The sequence below is a fragment of the Pseudoalteromonas sp. 10-33 genome, assembly GCF_001469195.1.
Taxonomy (GTDB): domain Bacteria; phylum Pseudomonadota; class Gammaproteobacteria; order Enterobacterales; family Alteromonadaceae; genus Pseudoalteromonas.
In genome coordinates, this window is sequence record NZ_LOFI01000009.1 from 1 (window position 1) to 17,550 (window position 17,550).

The window sequence follows — 17,550 nt, forward strand, 5'->3', positions numbered from 1 at the left end:
TTGGCTGTTAGAACTCAATCTGTACGAGTGCCCACACAGATGATTGCTTTATATTGTTAAAGAACGTTGCGACGTTGTCGCTAGGGATGCGTATAATACATCCTTTATTTTTCGAGTCAATACTTTGTTTTAAACTTTCTTACGATAATTTAAAACCGAAGTTTTACTTAACTCTCTGATTAACTTTTGCCTCGCTATGCGTTGGCGCCTGCCGTCTCAGTGGGGTCGCATTATAGGGAGAACAGATTTTTACGCAAGTACTTTTTCAAAGAAAAACTAAAATAAAACACTGTTCGGTCAGTATATGAGCGAAAGCCCTTAAAACTGATAGTTTTATAAACAGTATAGGCTTTACTGGCACTGAAATAAGCACTACTGCTACACTAATACACTTAATATGTTTAATTTAAAGGTGCATATATGGCAATACGTTCTTATAAAGGAATTACCCCTGCGTTTAATAAGTCTGTTTATATAGACGAGTCGTCTGTATTAGTCGGTGATATTACTATAGGTGATGATAGCAGTGTATGGCCTTTAGTTGCTGCTCGCGGCGATGTTAACTATATTCGTATTGGTGAGCGCTCTAATATTCAAGATGGCAGTGTATTACATTTATCGCGTGCAACTAAAAGCAATCCAGATGGTTACCCTCTTATAATAGGCGATGATGTAACGGTTGGTCACAAAGTGATGCTACATGGGTGCGTGCTTGGTAACCGTATACTCGTGGGTATGGGTGCGATTATCATGGATAATGTAATTGTAGAAGATGATGTTATTATTGGTGGGGGCTCGTTGGTACCACCAAATAAGCGCCTGGAATCAGGCTATTTGTATGTAGGAAGTCCAGCAAAGCAAGCCCGTCCATTGACTGAGCAGGAGCTCGCTTTCTTAAAAATATCGGCAGATAACTATGTCCAATTAAAAGATGAATATCTAGCTGAAGCTAACTAATTCCACTTCAATTTGACCTGCCGAGTTATAACTTTCTTCTTCTATTAGTTGCTCGGCACGTTCTTCGTATTCAAAACGGTATTTTTCAAAATAATCTGTTGCGTGACTTTCATCCGTGAGTTTAAGTGTACTTATCGCAATAACACACTCCACCAGCATGCCACTCACTTGAGCAAAAAACACTAACTGGTGATCAGGCTCTCTAAACTCGAGTCTATCTATAAATTGTACAGCTTGGTTCATTTTAGTGAGCCTTGTTTAAGTGCTTTAACCACGGGGAGAATTTCTGGCATTTTGTTATGCCAAACATAATAAGCTTGTGCTGCCTGCCCTACCAACATACCACTACCATCTAAAAGCTTAGTATTGTTATTATGCTCTGCAACCCAGTTCATAAAAATAGTGTTTGTCAGTGAATAAAACATATCGTATGCAACATCACAGCATGTTAAGTGCTTTTTAGCTAAGGCTGGTAATTCGTTATTCATGCTACTAGACGTTGAGTTTACAATTAGTGAGTAATCGCTTACTGGTAAATCATCGAACCCATAGCCTGAAACTTTTCCGTATTCAGCAAATAGCTGAGCTAAGTCTTTTGCTTTTTGAGCGGTACGATTAACAATAATAATTTCTGCGGGTTTTTGTTCAAGCAATGGTAATATTACCCCCCTTGCAGCACCACCAGCACCAATTATTAAAATACGCTTATTTGTAATCACAACTTTGTTAGCAAGGAGGTCATTTACAAAACCAACACCGTCGGTGTTATCTCCTAATAATGTTCCATCGTTTCTTTTTTTAAGTGTATTAACTGCACCGACTATTTTAGCAAGCGGTGTAAGTTCATCAGCCATTGCAAACGCCTGCTCTTTAAATGGCATGGTAACGTTCGCACCTTTTCCACCTTGCTCAAAAAATGTCGATACTGTTTTTTCAAAGCTGTCGATAGGTGCTAATATTGCGCGATAGTCGATTTGCTCACCTAGCGAGATAGCAAATTGTTTATGTATCGCGGGGGATTTTGAATGTTTAATTGGATTTCCAAAAACCGCATATTTGTCCATTTTAAAACAACCTCTTTGCAGCTAAGTGCTGCCTATAATCGATGATAAATAATATGATTAAACGACTTTTTTCTAAATCTAAGCCTAAGAAAGTAGATCAAACACCTACACCTGAAAAAACGCCTTACGAAATCATTGGCGGAGAGAAAGGTGCACGCGCTATTTCTGAACGATTCTACGATATTATGGCCTCAGATGAATACGCTAAACCGTTATATGATATGCATCCTCAACCATTAGATAGAATTCGCCAAGTCTTTTTCGAGTTTTTATCTGGTTGGTTAGGTGGGCCTCCACTATTTGAGCAAAATCATGGGCAGCCCATGTTACGTAAACGCCATATGCCATTTTTAATTGACCAGAGCTTACGGGATCAATGGATGTATTGTATGAACAAAACTCTTGATATTGAAATTGACAACCCACTACTTCGAGAAGGGCTTAAAAATTCATTTGCTCAGCTAGCAAGCCACATGATTAACCAACATTAATCACAAACAATAAAAAAGACGCGAAAGCGTCTTTTTTATTGTTTATATTTGCCACTCTCGGGCTATTAGCTCTTCTGGTTTACTTGAAAGCCAAGCTTGTGGTCGCAAGTAATACTGATATAAGTTTGCCTCAAGGCTGTTTTCAGCTGGTGTAAAGTTATACTCCCAGCGAGCCAGTGGTGGCATCGACATTAAAATAGACTCTGTTCGCCCGCCACTTTGCAATCCAAATAATGTGCCTCTATCCCACACTAGGTTAAACTCAACGTAACGACCACGGCGGTAGAGCTGAAAGTCACGTTGCTGTTCAGTGTACTCATCGTTTTTGCGACGTTCAATAATCGGAATATAGGCATCTAAAAAGCCATTGCCGACTGACTGCATAAATGCAAAGCTTTGCTCAAAGCCTAGTTCATTTAGATCATCGAAAAATAAACCACCCACCCCACGTGTTTCATCACGATGTTTAAGGTAAAAGTACTCATCGCACCATGTTTTGTATTTTGAATAAACATCACTACCAAACGGCACACATATATCGTGTGCAACTTGATGCCAATGCTGTACGTCTTCAAATACCGGGTAAAAAGGGGTTAAATCAAAACCTCCACCAAACCACCATATTGGCTCTTCGCCCTCTTTTTCGGCTATAAAAAAGCGTACGTTGGCATGACTTGTTGGTACGTGCGGGTTTTTGGGATGAATAACAAGTGAAACCCCACAAGCATGAAAACTACGCCCTGCAAGCTCTGGCCTATGGGCGGTTGCAGAACCTGGCATGGATGCGCCAAATACATGAGAGTAATTTACGCCCCCCTGCTCAATTACGTTACCATCAGTAGTTACTCGAGTACGGCCACCACCGCCTTCAGCTCTTTGCCAGCTATCTTCGACAAATTTAGCACTGCCATCTGCAGCTTCTATCCCTTGGCAAATGGTATCTTGCAAAGCCATAAAGTAGGCTTTTACTTGTTCTAATAATTCGCTTTGCATATTACCCTCTAAATACTTTACCGGTCATGGCATCTTTTATTGTGCTGGGTTGTGTGTTTCCACCTAACGGCTCATCAACATAAAAGCCAACTTGATCAGCAAATTGCTCCTTTGCTTGCTCAATGCTTATTACTGTTTCTTGGCCTGTTAAATTTGCACTGGTTGATACCAGTGGCTTTCCAAACTCTTGGCATAAACGCTTAACTGTTGGGTGATTTGTTACCCTAACCGCAATGGTATCAAACTGCCCTGTTAACCATTTTGGTGTGCTTTTTGCCGCTGGCATAACCCACGTAATAGCAGCAGGCCAACTAGAAAATATGTCTGCACGTTTGTCCATAGGTACTTTAGCATCATCAACATACTTTAATAATTGCCCATAATTATCAGCAATTAAAATAAGGCCCTTTTCAACTGGTCGCTGCTTAATTGCCAATAATTTTTCAACAGCATGCTGATTATCGGGGTCACATCCTAAGCCGAACACAGCCTCTGTTGGATAAACAATAACTTCGCCTTCATTTAAACATGTAAGTGCTGAAGGCGTATTTGAAAGTTCTGACAAGATGGTCTCCAAAAATGTTAAACGTTATTGAGTAAGCTTATGCATGCAACTTTTTTGCGGGCATTGCAGTAGTGTACCATTTGCCATGTGTCTTTCTATTACGATGGGCCAATCACATTTTGGGCATGGCTGCTCTACAGGTTTATTATTAAGCGTGTATTTACAGCTAGGGTAGCTGTCGCATGAGTAAAATACTTTACCAAACTTATTACTGCGAGCAACTAAGTGGCCTTTTTTGCATTTTGGGCATGCTGGTAACGTAGCCTCTTGTTCCTTTTGCTCGTTGTCGTTTGCAATATAATGGCAATCAGGGTACCCCGTACAACCAATAAACATACCGTAACGGCCATTTTTAACCACCAGCGGTTTGCTGCATTGAGGGCAAGAGGAATCTTCAAGTACTTTTATTTCGTTACTTTCGTGTTGTACTAATGGCCTAATAAAGTCACATTGAGGGTAACTTGCACACCCCAAAAAAGGGCCTGACTTACTGTTGCGGATCACTAACTCTGAACCACACTGTGGGCATACTTCGTATTCTTTTTCTAAGGCGTGCTTATTCGCCGAGAAAAGCGAATGGTCGATTTTACTCATAGTGTTCCTAAGAGGTAAGTGAATTTTCGCCTAATATACCCAAACCACTTAAAGATACAAGCTATGCTATGCGCTTCATCTCTAGTAATTTGGGTTATATAAATAAATTCATAAGGTATTAATGCAATAACTCGGTGGGCTCATCAAAAATTAAGTCTTCCATTTGCTCATATGCTTCTTCAGAGCCGGGGACATTAAATAACACCATAAGCACTATCCACTTTAAATCATCTAAGCTAATCGCTGGCTTATCAAGTGCTGCAAGCTTATCCATAACCATTTCACGGGTAATACTGTTAATAACCCCAATTTGCTCAACAAACATTAAAAAACCACGGCACTCGACGTTTAACATATTGCATTCGCTTTCTGTAAATATACGAATAGCGCGCCCTGGGTTAGCGATTAAATAAGGAGATTCATCGCTGTGTTGTAAATCGGCTAACTGTTCTAGCCAATTTAAGGCTTTAAATATTTCTGGTTTATTAAAGCCTGCACGAACTAACTCGTCGGTTAATTCATTTTGCTCAGCAAAAATGTCAGCTTCGCTATGAATGTAATTTTCAAATAGATACATAAGAATATCGAACATGCTACCTTCCTACGCTAAGCCTAATATAACCATCTAAAATGCGTTCAATTTGATCGTCTAACTCTAAATCAAGCAACCTTGCCAGTACTTTATCTATTGGCCATTGAACACGGCGTACAATATCGTCAACAGTTGTTACCTCAAACCCAATACTGTTTAAAACTTCACAATCACTACTTTGCTGAAGCGTTTCTTCTTTACTATATAGACCGCTTTGATACGAAAAGCTCACTTCATCTAAAATATCTGTCACATTTTCAACAAGTTTAGCACCCTGCTTAATTAAAAAGTGGCTGGCTTGTGCAAGCGGGTTTTTAATAGAGCCTGGTACTGCAAACACCTCTTTATTTTGTTCAAGCGCATAACGCACAGTAATTAATGAGCCGCTTTTAATTTCAGCTTCAACAATTAATACACCTAAAGATAAGCCCGAAATAATCCTATTTCGACGAGGGAAATTATGTGCGTTAGCGGCGGTTCCGGGTAAAAACTCACTAATTAATAAACCACTATTGAGTACTTGTTCTGTTAATAGTTTATGGCGTTTAGGATAGTAAATATCAACACCCGTGCCTAATACCGCGATAGTTTTACCATTCCCTGCTAAAGCACCTTTATGTGCTGCGCCATCTATTCCTCTAGCCATGCCAGATGTCACAGTAATACCAGCCTTTGTTAATTCGTAGGCAAACTCGGAGGCTATTTCAAGCCCTGTTGGGGTGGCGTTACGGCTACCAACAATGGCTATTTGCGAGCTAGAAAGTAAAGACACATCGCCCTTACAAAATAGTAATAAAGGTGCGCTAGCTATGTGTTTTAGTGAATCTGGGTAACGTGTATCAAAAAAACAAATAACTTCAATATTATGCTCTGCAACAAGCCGCTCATAATGCTGTACTTTTTGCCAATCTGTATTGAGTAAATTACTGGCCTGATTAGCCGTTAACCCTAACTCGTGTAATTTAGCGTGGGGTAAGTCAAACAATGACTCAAGTGGGTGGTGTTTAGATAGGGCTAATAAGGTTTTTGTGCCTAATCCCTTACACATATAAAAGGCAAGCCAGTGAGCTAACTTGCCTGATGACTGATCCATGCTCTCTCCTAGAGCACCGACTCGCTACTTCTTAATGAATAACTGCAATATCTCCAACGCGAATTGGGTGCTGGTTTTTTGTTATTAATGCATAACTTACTTTGTCATACACTTTGAATACGATTAACTCGCCTACTTTTTCTTTAGGCATTTTCCATGTTGTATTATCTTCGTCAGCTTTATTACTAAACAACTGACTTGCATCAGATAACAGTTTTTCAAATTTACTTGAATCCTCTGGGTAACGAGGACCACGAGGGCCATCAATAACCGTAGGTGACTCACGCTCTAAATCTAAAACATGGCCTGGTTCAATATTTTGCTCGCTGCCTAAGTTTAGCACTACAATATCCATTCTGCTGAATTCTCTTACTTGGCGAGGAGACGCTATAACTTGCCCTTCAACTGGCTCTAGTGGGCGGTGAATATCAAAATAGGCTGGCAGCAACTGCCCCTCCATTGCTGGCATTAAAAAATCACCTTGTTTAATTTCTCGTTTTACTGACTCAACACGTAATGACGACGGCAAACCATTACTTTCATCGCCACTCCTAAACGCTCGCGCCATGCCAACGTACGATGCACGCGTTGCTAATACTTCGCCTGTGTTTAAATCTCTGTAGGGTTCACCCTCGTTGTAAATCGCATAAGCACCATGTACTTTTAAGTCACCTTTAACGTATAAAATATGGCCTAACGTTTGTGTTTTTGTGTTTTCGTTAGCACCTAACACATACGGCATATTTTTTATATCGTCGCTGTTAATCGCTTGCTCGTAACTTAAATAAGGTTTAATCATTTGCAAAGGTAAAGTGGTAATTGCATTCAACCCTTTTGGGGTAATACGTCCTTGAGGTGACAGCTTTCGGTACGCTTTATTAATAACTAAACGTGGATTTCCGTCAGCATCGTATATAAGTGCCAACGCATCACCCGGATAAATTAGGTGAGGGTTATCGATTTGCGGGTTCATTTGCCATAGTTCTGGCCACAACCATGGCTCATCTAAATAAATGCCAGATATATCCCACAACGTATCACCTTTTTTTACAACATACTGTTTTGGTGCATCTTTTTTTATTTTTAGCACATCAGCAATCGCCCCAAAAGAGGTGCTTAGTGCCAGTATGATTGCAACTAACGGAAATTTCATTGAGCTTCCTTGTATTGTTTTTTCATTATTATTGCCCAAAACCTGTTAAAGGTGAACGTGAATGGCTAAAATAAGAGCATACAATACCCTAAATTAAGCACAAGTGAAAAAGGTAACTAATGGCTAGGTTAGAAGTTTTAAGATTTCCAGATGAGCGTTTACGTACAATAGCAAAAGATGTTGCAGACGTTGACGACCAAGTTCGCCAAATTGTAAAAGACATGCTCGAAACCATGTACGACGAAAATGGCATTGGTTTAGCAGCAACACAAGTAAATATCCACCAGCGTATTGTGGTTATTGATGTCTCTGAAGAGCGTGACGAACCACTGGTATTAATTAACCCGCAAATCATTAAAAAAGATGGGTCAACGATTAGCGAAGAAGGCTGTTTGTCAGTGCCTAACTCGTACGCAAAAGTAGACCGAGCAGAAACAGTGACTGTGGCTGCACTAAACGAAAACGGTGAAGAATTTGTGTTAGACGCAGATGAGCTATTAGCTATTTGTATTCAACACGAACTAGACCACCTACAAGGCAAGCTATTTATTGATTACTTATCTCCATTAAAGCGCCAACGTATTCGTAAAAAGCTTGAAAAAGAAGCTAAGTTTGCAGCACAGTAATCAGTACCTTAGGAAAACTCAGTGATCCAACCATTACGCATAATATTTGCCGGTACGCCGGATTTTGCCGCACGCCATTTAAAAGCGCTAATAAATAGCGAACATGAAATTGTGGGCGTATATAGTCAACCAGATCGCCCAGCAGGTCGTGGTAAAAAATTAAAAGCGAGCGAAGTTAAAGCGCTAGCACTTGAAAATGACTTGCCTGTTTTTCAGCCTCAGTCATTAAAAAATGATGAGGCACTTGCAGAGCTCACCGCTTTAAACGCCGACATAATGATTGTGGTGGCCTATGGATTAATTTTACCCAAAGCTATTTTAAATGCGCCACGCTTAGGCTGCTTAAACGTGCATGGTTCTATACTACCTCGCTGGCGTGGTGCTGCGCCTATTCAACGTGCAATTTGGGCAGGTGACGAGGAAACGGGCGTAACCATAATGCAAATGGATGAAGGCTTAGATACCGGCGACATGCTGCATATTAGCCGCTGCCCTATTAGTGACACAGAAACCAGTGCCAGTTTATATAACAAACTAGCAGAGTTAGGTCCTAGTGCATTAATCAACACCGTTAATAAGCTAGCTAATGACGACATTACCCCTGAGCCTCAAAATGATGCGCTAGCTAACTACGCTAAAAAACTCTCTAAAGAAGAAGCAAATATAGATTGGTCTATGAGCGCCGTGCAAATAGAACGTAATATTCGCTCTTTTAATCCTTGGCCAGTGTGTTTTACCCAAATGGGCGAACAAACCGTAAAAATATACCAAGCGAAAGTAGTTGATCAATCAGGTAAGCCAGGCGAAATATTAACAAGTGATAAAAACGGTGTTGTGGTTGCCTGTGGTGAACACGCTTTAAGTATTACTCAGTTACAACCGCAAGGTAAAAAACCAATGGCAATTAGCGACTTTTTAAATGGTCGCAGTGACTGGGTTAGCCCTGGCACACTATTAGGCGAAAATAATGAATAAAGTACAAAACGTACGAGCGCTAGCCGCTGAGACTTTATATAACGTGGTTGATAAAGGCGCTTCGCTTAATCAAGAACTACCATTTGCAAGCCAAGGTTTACCACCAAAAGACAAAGCACTGTTACAGCAAATTTGTTATGGCGTATTACGCTACTTACCTAGCCTTGAAAACTACTGCCAACATTTAGTAGAAAGCCCACTAAAAGGTAAACGCAGAATTTTTCAGTTTTTACTTTACGTAGGTATTTATCAATTGCAGCACATGCGCGTTCCACCGCATGCAGCAATAAGCGAGACCGTAAATGCACTGGGTCAAATGCGCGCACTAGGATTAAAAGGGTTAATAAATGCTATTTTACGTAGCTTTCAACGCCAGCAAGCAGAGCTTGAAGAAAAAGCAAAGCTTATTCCAGTGTGTTTATACAACCACCCCAATTGGTTTATTAAACAGGTAAAAGAAGCCTACCCAGAAAACTGGGAAGCCATACTTGAAGAAAACCAGCAACAAGCGCCAATGTGGTTACGTGTAAATCAATCACAATTTAGCACGCAAGAATACAGCGATATGCTAACGGCTAACGATATAGAACATACATTAAACCCAAACTTTATAGATGGGATTAAACTAGCCAAGCCGCGTGATGTTTTTTCACTTCCTGAGTTTGATACGGGTGCTTGTTCAGTGCAAGATGCAGCAGCGCAATTAGCTGCTCGCTTTTTGGAGCCAAAAGATGATGACGTTATTTTAGATGCCTGTGCAGCACCTGGCGGTAAAACATGCCATATATTAGAGCTTGCCGACGCCGACGTACTTGCACTTGATAGCGATGCCACTCGCCTTGAACGCGTAAAGCAAAACTTAACCCGTATAGGTTTAGGTGCCGACCTACAATGTGGTGATGCATCGCAACCGCACACATGGTGGGACGATGAACAGTTCGATCGTATTTTATTAGACGTGCCTTGTTCAGCAACCGGCGTTATTCGTCGCCACCCTGATATAAAATGGCTACGCCGTGCATCCGACATTGAAGACTTAGCCGCACTACAAGGCGATATACTCAATAGCATTTGGCCTCTACTCAAGCCTGGTGGTACATTGGTATATGCAACATGTTCGGTTCTTCCAAAAGAAAACCAACAACAAGTTGCTAAATTTTTAGCTAATAACGATGACGTAGAGCATATTCCTCTTCATGATAAAGACACCCTCACCACACCGGGTTTACAGCTACTTCCGGGTGAAAGTGATGGTTTTTATTACGCTAAAATGGTTAAAAAAGCCTAGTTAAACAGGGCTTAATAACGCGTACAACAAGCCATTTTTAAATTTAAAAATGGCTTTTTATTACTACTTAATACACTGGTAAATAATGAAAATAATCATACTCGGTGCTGGACAGGTTGGCGCCACGCTAGCTGAAAACTTAGTAGGCGAACAAAACGAAATTACCGTAGTAGACATTGACGGTAATCGTATACGCGAACTGCAAGATAAATACGACCTTCAAGGTGTAATGGGCCACAGTGCTCACCCTGATGTTTTGCGCCGCGCCGGCGCAGACGATGCCGATATGATTATTGCGGTAACCAGCTCAGATGAAGTAAACATGGTGGCGTGCCAAGTGGCGTATAGTATTTTTAATACACCCACTAAAATTGCCCGAATTCGCTCTGAGCAGTATTTAAAATACCGTGAAAAACTTTTCCAAAACGATGATTTACCAATCGACCATTACATTGCCCCAGAAGCGTTAGTTACTAAGTATATACGCCGCTTAATTGACTACCCTGGCGCATTGCAAGTATTGCAGTTTGCCGATGGTATGCTCTCGCTAGTTGCAGTAAAAGCCTATTACGGTGGTTTATTAGTGGGCTATGCCTTATCTGCATTAAAAGAGCATATACCCAATGTAGAAACTCGCGTTGCAGCTATTTACCGTCAAGGCAAAGCCATTAAACCGCTCGGTACAACCGTTATTGAAGCCGACGATGAAGTATTCTTCATTGCGGCAACCAAACATATACGCGCCGTAATGAACGAACTGCAGAAGCTTGAGCGTTCATACAAAAAAATAATGATTGCTGGTGGCGGTAACATTGGTGCAGGCCTTGCTCGCTCTCTTGAAAAAAATCACACCGTTAAGCTAATAGAGCGCAGTAAAGAACGTGCTGAACAGCTTTCAGAAATGCTCGACAACACGGTAGTATTTTGTGGCGACGCCTCCGATCAAGAACTTCTTTCTGAAGAACATATCGAACAAGTGGATGTGTTTATTGCCGTTACCAACGACGATGAAGCCAATATTATGTCGGCCATGCTTGCCAAACGCATGGGCGCGCAAAAAACCATGGTGCTTATTCAACGTGGTGCGTATGTAGACCTAGTACAAGGTGGCGAAATAGACATTGCCATATCGCCGCAACAGGCAACAATTTCTGCATTGTTAACCCATGTACGTCGAGGTGATATTGTTAACGTGTATTCATTGCGTAAAGGGGCTGCAGAGGCTATTGAAGCAGTTGCTCATGGCGATGAAAATACCTCCAAAGTAGTTGGCCGTGCAATTGCCGATATAAAACTACCAGCCGGAACAACTATTGGGGCCATTGTGCGTAACGACGATGTACTTATTGCCCACGACGACACCATTATTATGTCGGGCGATCACGTGATTATGTTTTTAATTGATAAAAAACATATCAACGTAGTAGAAAAGCTCTTCCAAGTAAGTGCTATATTTTTATAACGCATCAAACACAAAAAAGCCGCTGAACATGGCGGCTTTAGTGGAGTATGATTGGGGCTTATCAATGCTACTGTACTTTGGCAAATTCTTCTTTAGAAAGCTCACCATTTCCATCTGTGTCTAAATCTTTAAAAATTTTCACTAATTGTGAGTTTACTTGAGCTTCTTCCATGCTGATAACACCGTCACTGTTGCTATCAAACGATGCAAAGTCTACCGCTGCATAAGCTGCTGAAGAAGATGCTAAAACTAAAACCGCAAGTGTTGTATTTAATGTTTTCATAGTGATGTTCCTAGTAAAATGAGAAATCCTTTTCTAAGATCCCTGTCTGTGAAAAATAGCTAAACCAATACCGGTTAACTTTAAAATTTTGCAAACTCGTCTTTAGACAGCTCACCGTTACCATCTGTATCTAGCTCTGTAAACTCAGCCATTAAATCGGTGTCTATTGCCGCTTCACTTGGGCTAATTGCTCCACTGCTGTCGGTATCTAAACTGTCAAAATCTGATGCTGCAAACGCAGCTGAAGAAGACGCTAATGCAATAAGTGCTAATGCTTTATTTAAATGTTTCATAACTTAATCCTTCATGCTTAATGTTCTATCAAAAAAATGGGCTTATTCCCTTTTAAAATGGTTTCACTTCCTTGTTATCCTTTTTCGTAAGCTCCCTTGCCTACTTAGGTTGTCTTTGGCAACTCAGGACTCCATTTACTGAATTTAGGCTTTTGAAAACTCTTCTTTTGATAACTCACCATTTTGGTCTGTATCGAGCTCTGAGAACATGCTCATTAATTTTGCATCAACTGATGCTTCGGCTTGGCTAATTGCACCATTACCGTCTACATCGAGTGTATTAAAGTCAGAGCCTGCAAAAGCGGCTGACGAAGAAGCGAGTGCGATAAGTGCTAATGTTTTATTAATGCGTTTCATAGTATGTATCCTTCAAGTTGTATGTGAGTGATTGGTACTTACTGTTAATCACGTTTTTCGATTAGTACAACCAGACTATTACAACTTAAATGCCAATATTTATTAGTTTATATTTTTCAGTGCCTTACGTGTTAAATACTGAAAAAAGTGCAAATTTAAGCATTATTTTTGTAGCTATTTAGCAACGCTGGTTTAATTAAAAACTATAAGTTATTAAAAATCAGGCATTTAGGTTTAATGTAAAAAACCACAAAGCGAAGTTATTTAAATGATCAAGGTGTTATTAGGTATTGAGCAGGAAGTTTTAAACTGAACAAGGTGTAAAAATAAAATAAAATATAAAAAATTTGAATGCTATATCTCTGTTTTTATTTAATAAAAAATAATAATTTAGAGGTTGGTAATTTATTTTCGTTCATAAAGTAAAAAGTCGCTATTTTGTTGCAAAATAGCGACATTAAAACCTAATCGGCATCGAGTTCTATCATAGCGGGGTCAATAAAGTGCTCTTTCATAAAAGCTTTCATCTCTTCTTTACTGGCTAATAACTTAATACCGCAACGCACGCCTGTATTATGATCTTTCACGCTGCACACTTCGCCTTCAAAGCCTTTGCTATTACTACCTAATACCACAGTGCATTGTGAGTCTTTGATGCTTTCTAGATCTGCGTCAGTTTTTACATCAAACATAGCCCCCGTTAGCGAAATATCTTTTATAACACCATCGAGTACCTTGTCATCACTGAGTTTAAGTTTTGCAGGTAATAGAGTTGGAATACGGGTTTGCGAACGTAAACTAAATAGCTGAACTTGCTTGGGGTAGTTTATAAAAATCAGCCTAACGGGGTGTGATGCAATAGATTTAATTTGCTGTCTAAACGCAATTATTTGTCCATCGTCACCCTCTATTAATGCTCTTACAACTACGGTGACGCCATCTCGTAAGTAATCATTTGCACCCGGTAAACGTTTGGCTGTAGGGAAGTTTAAAATAATAAACTTTTCGTCAAGCAAGCCTACCATTTCTGTTTTCACGCGCTTACTGCTAGTGGGTGTTAATATTTCTAAGTCAACTAAACTGCCAACCGGTATATTATTTAATTTATCTGCATGTGTTGCTGGCATATCCATTCCATAAACATAGTAGTAAAACGTTGTGTTTTATCCGCGCCAAAACGTAGGCGTAAATAACACAAGCAAAGTAAAAATTTCTAGTCGGCCAAATACCATTGCAATAGTCAGCAACCATTTAGCGCCGTCGGTTATTGCACCATAATGCGAGGCAACATCACCCAACCCTGGGCCTAAGTTATTTAAACACGCTGCCGTGGCCGAAAACGCCGTAATATTATCCATTCCCGTGCCCATAAGCGCCAGCATAATAATAATAAATACTAAGGCATAGGCAGAGAAGAACCCCCACACAGCTTCTACAACCTTATCGGGCAATGCTTTACGGCCAAGTTTGATTGAATAAATAGCACGAGGGTGCACTAAGCGGTTTAGCTCACGTACGCCTTGCAGGTAAAGTAAAAACACGCGCACCACTTTCATACCGCCCCCGGTAGACCCTGCACAGCCACCAATAAAGCTCGAAAATATTAATAAAATAGGTAAAAACAGCGGCCACGTTGAAAAGTTATCGGTAGCAAAACCTGCCGTTGTACTCATTGATACCGCTTGAAATAGTGCTTGGTCAAGAGTTTCATCACCATTGGCGTATATCTCGTTCGACGACAACACAGTAAAACAAATAACCACCAGCGCCAATTGAATGCATAAAAATACTTTAAACTCGGGGTCGCGAATGTAGACCTGCACGTTCCGGCTTGCCACCGCAGCGTAGTGCAAGGAGAAGTTAATAGCGGCAATGATTAAAAAGAATACACAAATAAAGTTAATAACCGGGCTGTCGAAATGGCCCATAGAAGCATCATAAGTCGAAAACCCACCAATGGCGACGGTAGAAAACGCATGACAAATGGCATCAAACCAATCCATCCCTGCCGCCCAATACGCCAACATACAGGCAATGGTTAACGACACATAAATATACCAAAGATGCTTTGCGGTATCGGCTATGCGAGGGGTCATTTTTGAATCTTTTACTGGGCCGGGGATTTCAGCACGATACAACTGCATTCCACCAACACCTAGCATGGGCAGTATTGCAACAGCTAATACAATGATCCCCATACCGCCAAACCACTGTAATTGCTGGCGATAAAACAGCACTGACTTAGGTAAATATTCAATCCCCGTCAGCACCGTAGCGCCTGTAGTTGTTAAACCCGAAAAGGCTTCAAACACCGCATCAGCAAGGGATAAATTAGGCTCTTGTAAAAAGATAAGAGGCAAGGATGCGAATGCCCCCAGTACCAACCAAAACAAAACCACAATTAAAAAGCCTTCGCGGGCTTTTAAATCCCCGTTTTCATGTCGGTTTGGGTAATACGCTATTAAGCCAATAATAATACTGAAAATAAACGCTAAAACAAAAGGAACACCACCACCATCTTTATAAATTAAAGACACCACAGCAGGTGGCACCATGGTAATACTAAACAGCGCAACAAGTTGCCCAAGAATTTTTATGATGGTACGAAATTGCATTTAGCTAATCGCTTTTATTATTAGTAAATTCAGGCTCAACTGCATTAGCCTGGTTAAATAGAATGAATATGCATTATATGCAACTTGTGTAGGTTATTACTCTTTAATAGTTAACTCAACTGCGCCGTGACTTAAATCAAAAATATCTTTAATTGCTTGCTGTGCTTGGCGGCTATCAATGGTGATCACCCAATCAATATTAGCAGTAAATTGCTTTTCAATGTTGAGCACTTGGTAGTGCGTTTTAAGTAGCTGCTCAATTGCGCCTTGCATACTGTATTCACTACTGCCAATTAGCTCAACACTTGGAACTTTAAGTACGGTGTCTAATTTGGCTAATGCATTATTTAACGACCCGCCATAAGCTCGCACTAACCCGCCAGTTCCAAGTTTAATTCCTCCAAAATACCGGGTTACCACGGCAGTAACTTCACCAAGTCCCGATCCCACCAGCACATTTAACATTGGTTTACCGGCCGTACCATTGGGTTCACCATCATCTGAAAAACCATACACGTGGCTGCCACCGGGGTTACCTGCCACATGGGCCCAACAATTATGCCGAGCATCGCTGTATTTATCTTCAATACTTTTAATAAAAGCTTTAGCTGCGGCTAAATCGGGAGTATGTGCAATATGCACAATAAACGTGCTTTTTTTAATTTCTTCTTGGTGAAACACAGCACCGGCTGGGTATTTATATTCTGACATATTTTACTTAACCAAAAAAATGGGGCCATTAGGCCCCTTCTCTTGCTAACTTATCACTTAATCTAAGTGTAAGTCGCGCGTCATATTTTCTAAACTATCATCGTGCACAATAATGTTATCTTCAATACGAATACCGCCATAAGGTTTAAACGCTTCAACCTTATCCCAGTTGATGTATTGCTTGTTGTCGGTTTGCGCTAAATCACCCAACAACGAATCAATAAAGTACAAGCCAGGTTCAATAGTAAACACCTGATTTTTCTCTATCATACGTGTACAACGTAAAAATGGATGCCCTTCTGGAGATGCTTGATGAGTACCTTTGTCGTCACTCATAAAGCCGCCCACATCGTGTACTTGTAAACCAAGGTGATGCCCTAAACCATGCGGAAAGAAAGTAGAGGTGATTTTACGCTCTACAATATCTGCAGCCGGTAAGTTAACTATATTAAAGTCGCTAAGAATTTGCGCTATGCGGTTATGACACTCAACATGTAAGTCGCCGTAAAGCATACCTGGCTTTAATCCTTTGCCTAATTCAATTTGCGTCGTCGTCATCGTATTAACTAGCTCAGCAAATTCACCCTGCTTTTTGAAGTCATAAGTACGCGTTATATCTGCGGCGTAGCCGTTAAAGTTTGCGCCAGCATCAATTAAAAATGAGTTATGCGTTTTCGGTGCGTTTGGCTCAAAATGAGTGTAATGCAAAATAGCGCAGTTTTCGTTAAGCGCCACTATATTGCCATACGGCATTTCGTTTTCGCTTTGGCGTGTAGCCATAAGGTACGCTTGTTGAATATCAAACTCACTACCCCCATTAAAAAAAGTGTCGCGTGCAGCTTTATGGCCATCAACCGCTATGCGGTTAGCATTACGTAAACACTCAAGTTCATACTGCGTTTTGTATGCTCTATTAAAGTGTAAATAGTTAAGCACGGGCTCTGGGTTCATTATGCTAAAGCCAAGTGCTTGAGCTACTTCTATGTATTCGCCCATGTAAGCGTACTTTGCTTTGTCATAAGGAAGTAGCTTTTCAACCTGATCGGGTTGTAACAATAGTTCTATATCAAAATACTCAGCCCAAAAATCACGTGGTTCGTCAGGTACTTTATGCCAAAAATCAACAGGACGATAAAAAATAAGCTTCGGTTTGTCGCTACCATTAACAACAATCCAGCAATGTGGATTATCAATAACAGGTAACCAAGCTTTAAAGTGAGGATTAACTTTAAACGGGTAATACATGTCGTCTAAAAATTGGCGCTTTGCTTGGCCAGAGTGAATAACTAATCCTTCTAACCCTTCGCTTTCGCAAATTGTACGAGTACGCTGCTGCAGTGTTGCAATGTGTTCGGCGTATAAAACGGCTAATTTATCCATTGTTAATCCATCTGTTAAATTTAACTTGCTTTGAGTCTACCACTTATAGCTATTACGC

Annotated in this window: 21 protein-coding genes; 6 read left to right on the top strand and 15 right to left on the bottom strand. The window is 40.5% G+C overall.

The genetic code is table 11. From position 1 onward, the window contains the following. Positions 1-420 precede the first annotated feature (420 nt). Complete coding sequence (locus ATS76_RS07095) at positions 421-957, top strand: gamma carbonic anhydrase family protein (RefSeq protein WP_058551602.1); 537 nt, start codon at positions 421-423, stop codon at positions 955-957. Here ATS76_RS07095 and ATS76_RS07100 read toward each other — a convergent pair. Then, positions 940-1,200 carry a DUF1488 domain-containing protein gene (locus tag ATS76_RS07100; RefSeq protein WP_006794011.1) on the bottom strand — a complete coding sequence of 87 codons (261 nt, stop codon included), beginning with the start codon at positions 1,198-1,200 and terminating at the stop codon, positions 940-942. The two genes, ATS76_RS07095 and ATS76_RS07100, sit on opposite strands and share 18 nt — an antisense overlap. Continuing rightward, positions 1,197-2,021, bottom strand: a complete 825-nt coding sequence (aroE, locus tag ATS76_RS07105) for a shikimate dehydrogenase (protein WP_006794010.1) — start codon at positions 2,019-2,021, stop codon at positions 1,197-1,199. Before aroE ends, ATS76_RS07100 begins: the two co-directional genes overlap by 4 nt. Before the next feature lie 53 nt (positions 2,022-2,074). Here aroE and ATS76_RS07110 point away from each other — a divergent pair, with 53 nt between their 5' ends. Next, positions 2,075-2,512, top strand: coding sequence for a group II truncated hemoglobin (locus tag ATS76_RS07110; RefSeq protein ID WP_058551623.1), 438 nt, complete (start codon positions 2,075-2,077; stop codon positions 2,510-2,512). 42 nt (positions 2,513-2,554) lie between these two features. Here the strand turns inward: ATS76_RS07110 and hemF are convergent, their stop codons facing one another. The 6 genes from hemF to ATS76_RS07140 all read right to left on the bottom strand — a co-directional run bounded on the left by hemF (position 2,555) and on the right by ATS76_RS07140 (position 7,502). Then, positions 2,555-3,505, bottom strand: coding sequence for an oxygen-dependent coproporphyrinogen oxidase (gene hemF / locus ATS76_RS07115; protein ID WP_058551603.1), 951 nt, complete (start codon positions 3,503-3,505; stop codon positions 2,555-2,557). Between the two features lies 1 nt (position 3,506). Continuing rightward, positions 3,507-4,070 carry an L-threonylcarbamoyladenylate synthase gene (locus tag ATS76_RS07120; RefSeq protein ID WP_006794007.1) on the bottom strand — a complete coding sequence of 188 codons (564 nt, stop codon included), beginning with the start codon at positions 4,068-4,070 and terminating at the stop codon, positions 3,507-3,509. Between the two features lie 24 nt (positions 4,071-4,094). Further along, positions 4,095-4,664 carry a DNA topoisomerase family protein gene (locus tag ATS76_RS07125; protein WP_010558124.1) on the bottom strand — a complete coding sequence of 190 codons (570 nt, stop codon included), beginning with the start codon at positions 4,662-4,664 and terminating at the stop codon, positions 4,095-4,097. A 118-nt stretch (positions 4,665-4,782) separates the two neighbouring features. Further along, positions 4,783-5,256 (bottom strand): DUF494 family protein, encoded by a 474-nt coding sequence (locus ATS76_RS07130; RefSeq protein WP_006794005.1) that lies wholly within the window; start codon positions 5,254-5,256, stop codon positions 4,783-4,785. A gap of 1 nt (position 5,257) precedes the next feature. Beyond that, a complete protein-coding gene (gene dprA, locus ATS76_RS07135; RefSeq protein ID WP_058551604.1) occupies positions 5,258-6,349 on the bottom strand; it encodes a DNA-processing protein DprA in 1,092 nt (363 codons plus the stop codon). 31 nt (positions 6,350-6,380) lie between these two features. Then, positions 6,381-7,502: a LysM peptidoglycan-binding domain-containing protein gene (locus ATS76_RS07140; RefSeq protein ID WP_058551605.1), complete on the bottom strand. Its 1,122-nt coding sequence runs from the start codon at positions 7,500-7,502 to the stop codon at positions 6,381-6,383. A gap of 119 nt (positions 7,503-7,621) precedes the next feature. Between ATS76_RS07140 and def the strand changes: the two genes are divergently transcribed. From def to trkA, 4 genes are all read left to right on the top strand, one after another. Further along, entirely contained in the window at positions 7,622-8,128 is a 507-nt protein-coding gene (gene def / locus ATS76_RS07145) for a peptide deformylase (protein WP_006794002.1), read from the top strand. Positions 8,129-8,149: 21 nt separating this feature from the next. Continuing rightward, entirely contained in the window at positions 8,150-9,103 is a 954-nt protein-coding gene (fmt, locus tag ATS76_RS07150; protein WP_058551606.1) for a methionyl-tRNA formyltransferase, read from the top strand. Further along, positions 9,096-10,391, top strand: a complete 1,296-nt coding sequence (gene rsmB / locus ATS76_RS07155) for a 16S rRNA (cytosine(967)-C(5))-methyltransferase RsmB (protein WP_010558121.1) — start codon at positions 9,096-9,098, stop codon at positions 10,389-10,391. Before fmt ends, rsmB begins: the two co-directional genes overlap by 8 nt. Positions 10,392-10,476: 85 nt before the next feature. Continuing rightward, a complete protein-coding gene (gene trkA, locus ATS76_RS07160) occupies positions 10,477-11,853 on the top strand; it encodes a Trk system potassium transporter TrkA (RefSeq protein WP_006793999.1) in 1,377 nt (458 codons plus the stop codon). A 67-nt stretch (positions 11,854-11,920) separates the two neighbouring features. Here the strand turns inward: trkA and ATS76_RS07165 are convergent, their stop codons facing one another. The 7 genes from ATS76_RS07165 to pepQ all read right to left on the bottom strand — a co-directional run bounded on the left by ATS76_RS07165 (position 11,921) and on the right by pepQ (position 17,492). After that, complete coding sequence (locus tag ATS76_RS07165; protein WP_006793998.1) at positions 11,921-12,136, bottom strand: calmodulin; 216 nt, start codon at positions 12,134-12,136, stop codon at positions 11,921-11,923. An 80-nt stretch (positions 12,137-12,216) separates the two neighbouring features. Next, positions 12,217-12,429, bottom strand: a complete 213-nt coding sequence (locus ATS76_RS07170; protein ID WP_006793997.1) for a calmodulin — start codon at positions 12,427-12,429, stop codon at positions 12,217-12,219. A 144-nt stretch (positions 12,430-12,573) separates the two neighbouring features. Continuing rightward, positions 12,574-12,786 carry an EF-hand domain-containing protein gene (locus ATS76_RS07175; RefSeq protein ID WP_006793996.1) on the bottom strand — a complete coding sequence of 71 codons (213 nt, stop codon included), beginning with the start codon at positions 12,784-12,786 and terminating at the stop codon, positions 12,574-12,576. Between the two features lie 464 nt (positions 12,787-13,250). Then, positions 13,251-13,913 carry a flagellar brake domain-containing protein gene (locus ATS76_RS07180; RefSeq protein ID WP_033019722.1) on the bottom strand — a complete coding sequence of 221 codons (663 nt, stop codon included), beginning with the start codon at positions 13,911-13,913 and terminating at the stop codon, positions 13,251-13,253. A 36-nt stretch (positions 13,914-13,949) separates the two neighbouring features. Then, positions 13,950-15,401: a TrkH family potassium uptake protein gene (locus tag ATS76_RS07185; protein WP_008130797.1), complete on the bottom strand. Its 1,452-nt coding sequence runs from the start codon at positions 15,399-15,401 to the stop codon at positions 13,950-13,952. A gap of 96 nt (positions 15,402-15,497) precedes the next feature. Further along, a complete protein-coding gene (locus tag ATS76_RS07190) occupies positions 15,498-16,112 on the bottom strand; it encodes a YigZ family protein (protein ID WP_006793993.1) in 615 nt (204 codons plus the stop codon). Positions 16,113-16,169: 57 nt separating this feature from the next. Further along, positions 16,170-17,492: a Xaa-Pro dipeptidase gene (gene pepQ / locus ATS76_RS07195; RefSeq protein WP_058551607.1), complete on the bottom strand. Its 1,323-nt coding sequence runs from the start codon at positions 17,490-17,492 to the stop codon at positions 16,170-16,172. Between the last annotated feature and the right edge of the window lie 58 nt (positions 17,493-17,550).